General features: G+C 31.5%; 5 protein-coding genes. All 5 read right to left on the bottom strand.

Annotated features, from left to right (window positions below; genetic code table 11):
- Positions 1-167: 167 nt before the first annotated feature.
- The 5 genes from V7083_RS06895 to V7083_RS06875 all read right to left on the bottom strand — a co-directional run bounded on the left by V7083_RS06895 (position 168) and on the right by V7083_RS06875 (position 3,867).
- Entirely contained in the window at positions 168-941 is a 774-nt protein-coding gene (locus V7083_RS06895; protein WP_335476642.1) for an SDR family oxidoreductase, read from the bottom strand.
- Between the two features lie 405 nt (positions 942-1,346).
- The gene (locus V7083_RS06890; protein WP_335476641.1) at positions 1,347-1,610 is read right to left on the bottom strand and encodes a hypothetical protein; all 264 of its coding nucleotides are present in this window, start codon (positions 1,608-1,610) and stop codon (positions 1,347-1,349) included.
- Positions 1,611-2,080: 470 nt separating this feature from the next.
- Positions 2,081-2,359: a hypothetical protein gene (locus V7083_RS06885; RefSeq protein WP_335476640.1), complete on the bottom strand. Its 279-nt coding sequence runs from the start codon at positions 2,357-2,359 to the stop codon at positions 2,081-2,083.
- A gap of 79 nt (positions 2,360-2,438) precedes the next feature.
- Entirely contained in the window at positions 2,439-3,341 is a 903-nt protein-coding gene (spoIIP, locus tag V7083_RS06880) for a stage II sporulation protein P (RefSeq protein WP_335476639.1), read from the bottom strand.
- Entirely contained in the window at positions 3,331-3,867 is a 537-nt protein-coding gene (locus tag V7083_RS06875; protein ID WP_335476638.1) for an RNA polymerase sigma factor, read from the bottom strand. The genes spoIIP and V7083_RS06875 overlap by 11 nt, the downstream gene beginning before the upstream one ends.
- Positions 3,868-4,152 lie beyond the last annotated feature (285 nt).

Below are 4,152 nucleotides of genomic sequence, written 5' to 3'. Positions count from 1 at the left end.
TTATTTTCATGGTAGTTGAATAAAGAGAAAAAGGACTGCCGAAAAACAGCCCTTCTGATGTGAAGTTAAAGCACCTGTTACTTTAAGTGCAATCCTTCACAATTTGTTATATCTTTGAAATTTAATACAGCAAAAAGGCTCTAGGACCAGAGCCTTTTTAGTCTAATTTATCTTAAAAATCCACCTTCTGAATGTATAATCTGACCTGTAATCCAATCTGCATCATCGCTGACTAGAATTTTAATGCTTTTTGCAACATCTCTCGGTTCACCTATTCTACCGAAAGGAAACTTTGGTTTTACTTTACTTTTTATTTCCTCTGTCATCCACCCTGTATCAGTTGGACCTGGATTTATTGCATTGACCGTTATTCCTAAAGGGGCTAGTTCAGCTGACAATGTAATAGTTAGAGCATCAACTGCTCCCTTAGTTGTTGCATATGCTAATTCACCAGGCATTGGTCCTTGAAATTGACCTGATGTAATATTGATTATTCTTCCACCAGATTTTTTATCAAACCCTTGAGCAAATATACTGCTTAATAGTGTCGTTGCACGAACATTTACCATGTAATGTTTATCTAATTCTTCAGCAGTAACATTTGAAAAATCGTTGTTCGTTGAATATGCTGCGTTATTAATTAATATATCAGGATAACCAAGTTGTTCAGAAACTCTATTTATAAGTTGTTTAGGTGCATTATGTTGCGTTAAATCCAACTCCATACATGACACCTTAACACCTTTTTTTAGTAATTCTTCTTTTAATTTCATTGGTTCATCTAAATCAATGCTCCAAGGCATTTTTTTATCGTATTCCGTCCAGTACGTAAAAAAGATATGATAACCCGTCTCAGCTAACTCTTTACAAATAGCTGCTCCAATTCCTTTCAGACGACTTACACCTGTAATAATTGCAATTTTATCTTTTAATTGGTTCATTAAAATATTCCTCCATATGAAGGACGCATAAATAAGGTCAACAGGAGATATAATTGTACCCACTAAAAAAACAGATACACAAGCATCCATCCTAAAAGGGGCATTGAAGCCAAAATAATGCAGTCCTTGAATGATTATAGATAGTCAAATAAACCCCTCATTGACGAGAGTGAAAAATTAGTCTATCGAATTTTTAATCATTACAAGTTCATCCACATTTCGAATCATTATCCCCTTTCAATATATCTCCACTACGTTCATTTTAACAATAAAGTGAAAATATTACAAAAAATTATTTTTAGTCTTAATAATTGTTATCTTATAGAAGTAACCTGCCACGTTCAGTTAAATAACAATAAATTAAAAAAGGACTGCCGAAACAAAGTCCATTTAAATATTGATTTATCAATACAAAACACTATTAACCCAGTATCTTGCATTCTCTGAGTCCTTTTTCTTCACTGAAATAACGTATTGTTTTTCAAATTTACTGTTCATCCCGATACTTCCATAGTTTCCTCTTGAAGTACCACCACTCATCCATTTTGCCGAATGGTCAATAATCTTATAAGTATATTTAATGCCCTTACTTTTTAATATTTCTCTTACCTTAGAGAAATCTTCCATTGAAAATCCAATATAGACTTCTTCTTTATTAAAGAAAAACATACTCATCCCCCTTTAACGAACTCTTTATTTCATTTTATTACATTGCACTGTATTACTTGAAGTAGGAATTGGATCAGAGCTTTTGAAAAGGGACTTAAAGCTTTCGCAATCAGGAAACTACATATCCATATGCTAAGGAATGTAAAAACAGCAACCATTTTTCTCCCCCTAATGAGACTTATTCTTGAAACTGCCGATATAACTCTTTGCTTTTATAAAATGAATACATTTTTACACCTTCACCAAGAGCTTCAATACATTCATTTAAAAGTGTACCGTACGCACCTTTAATTTTTTTTTTGCTCCAATAAATACTCTAACCTCTTTTTTCTATCTGAGCCCCTAAGCTTTTCCCATCCTTAAATATTAACTTCCTTCTTTAATTAAATTGACTCGTAGTACATAATTTCAATACAAAAAGGCGTTAATCCTTCCTGGATCAACGCCCACATTAGCTTAGGTACAATTATTCATAATTTCTCCTGTTTATTAGTAGTCTTTTGACCTCTAAATTTCCCAATTGTTATTAAAATAGTATGAGATTCAACGTTTTGTTCATTATACAGTTTATAAATGATGATATCTTCGTCCTTTAAATTACAGCTTAGAACTAGGGAGTTTATTCTGAATATAACCTCAATGAATATTAGAGGTTTGTACGAAGCAATCACTTTTCCCTCTTCAATCATTTTTACCTCAAAATAATTTAATGAACAATTACTTGCAAAATCATTAATTAATATATCCATAAATTTACCTTCCCAAATCTTCACTTTTCCCTACTCTATAAAAACCATATTTTATTCAACTTATCCGTTCCGCTGAGAATTACTTTGTATTAAGTATATTTTCAATCACTCCAGCAAAGGCGTCAGCTGTTCTATACTCTTCTTCCAAGGTATTTTCAACTCCCCCAATTTCCATTAATACAGAATTATTAATAAGATCTTGATTGTAGGTAATCTCTGCATTTTTTTTTACAATTACTCCTCTTGATAAACCAGGATATAATTCTTGGAGTTTATTGTGAAGTTTCTTAGCAAACTTGATATTTTCCTCACTATTTTTACTTGAACTAGATATTATAAATCCTATCTTTGCGTAATCCTTGCCGTTTATTTTAATGGTAGTATCGGTTCTTTTCTGTGAATCTCTGTGTATATCAAATGCCATTTTAATACTTGGATTTTCTTTTATTTTATCAACTAGAAATTCCCTAGAGACTTTATATGACCTATCAAATGATAAGCCTCTTTCCTTCAATATCCCCATAACATTACGCTTTTCGTGTATATTAGAAATATTTTTTTCATTTAAATCCTGACTTAACTTCTCTCCTACTAATGTTATATTTTTGGTCTGATCAATGGGATTAATGTGATCTGGAACGTGAATTTCAGGAAAGAATGACTCTTGATTATGTGAATGATAAATATAAATTAATGGTTCTTGTTTATTAACAATACTTGATGATGAATTCTTAATATCTGAAAGGGAAGTAATTTTATCTACGATAGTTTCTCTACCGTTAGATGAGAATATCCATAAGACAGTGATTAAGCAAAAAAGGACTCCACTTGCTGAAATAGATATATGTCTAAATGTTCTTTTTCTGGTCATTTTTCTTGCAGCTTTTCTAAGATGTAATTCTGTATCAGAGACAAAATCCGGTCGGGGATTCATTGAGTATGTTTCTTTCATTAAGTTAAATAGTTCCTTATCAGTTGGCATTTCCTATAACCTCCCTTGGTTCAATATTTAGCTTGTTTTTGAGGATTTTTAATGCCCTATGATAATCTACTTTTACCTTGGATTCACTACAGTTTAGTATTTCAGCAGTTTCTTTTATTGAAAATTCATTGATCCCTCTCAGGATTACAACGGCCCTAAAATCTGGCTTTAATTTTGAGATAGCAACGTGTAACAATTTTTTCATCTCATTTTGAACGATTAAATCTTTGGGCTCCTTGTCAGATGATACTAATTGTTTAAAAAAACCCTCCTTAAAAATGGAACTGAATTTTTTCCTTCGATAATGGTCAATAGCAATATGTTTTGCTATCGAAAAAATCCAGGTTTTTAAACTGCCAGTATTAAAGTTTGATAAATTATTCAATACCCGAATAAACACTTCTTGAGTCAAGTCCTCCGCATCGTTTTGGTTTCCAGTAAAACAAATTAGAAACCGATAAACATCAAAATAATGGCGACGATAGATTTCAATGATATTAGCTTCATAGTTCTCGATATCCGGCAAAATTTACCCCCCTCAATTATTTATTCGTTTATTAATCGTATGAGATATAGAAAAGGTTACATGTTTTTTTATTTTGCAGTCGTTTAGTTTACTAAAAAAGACCGTCTTTAGCGACGATCTTTATCGTATAGATTTAATATATTGAATTTATAGGAAATTAAATATGTATTATGTTTCTTCATCATTAGAGAATATTCCTTCTTAATGTAATCTACTCCCTAAATTGAATAAGATAAAAAGGCTGCCATAGGAAACACTTAATAAAGTTTAGCACCTTGTTAGTTT

Source organism: Bacillus sp. JJ1764, from assembly GCF_036962145.1.
GTDB lineage: Bacteria > Bacillota > Bacilli > Bacillales > Cytobacillaceae > Neobacillus.
This window is presented reverse-complemented; position numbering and strand designations above follow the sequence as displayed.

Excerpts from the sequence above, each read along its gene's own strand:
- V7083_RS06890 (WP_335476641.1), bottom strand. The coding sequence starts at position 1,610 with ATGTTTTTCTTTAATAAAGAAGAAGTCTATATTGGATTTTCAATGGAA.
- V7083_RS06885 (WP_335476640.1), bottom strand. The coding sequence starts at position 2,359 with ATGGATATATTAATTAATGATTTTGCAAGTAATTGTTCATTAAATTAT.
- spoIIP (WP_335476639.1), bottom strand. The coding sequence starts at position 3,341 with ATGCCAACTGATAAGGAACTATTTAACTTAATGAAAGAAACATACTCA.
- V7083_RS06895 (WP_335476642.1), bottom strand. The coding sequence starts at position 941 with ATGAACCAATTAAAAGATAAAATTGCAATTATTACAGGTGTAAGTCGT.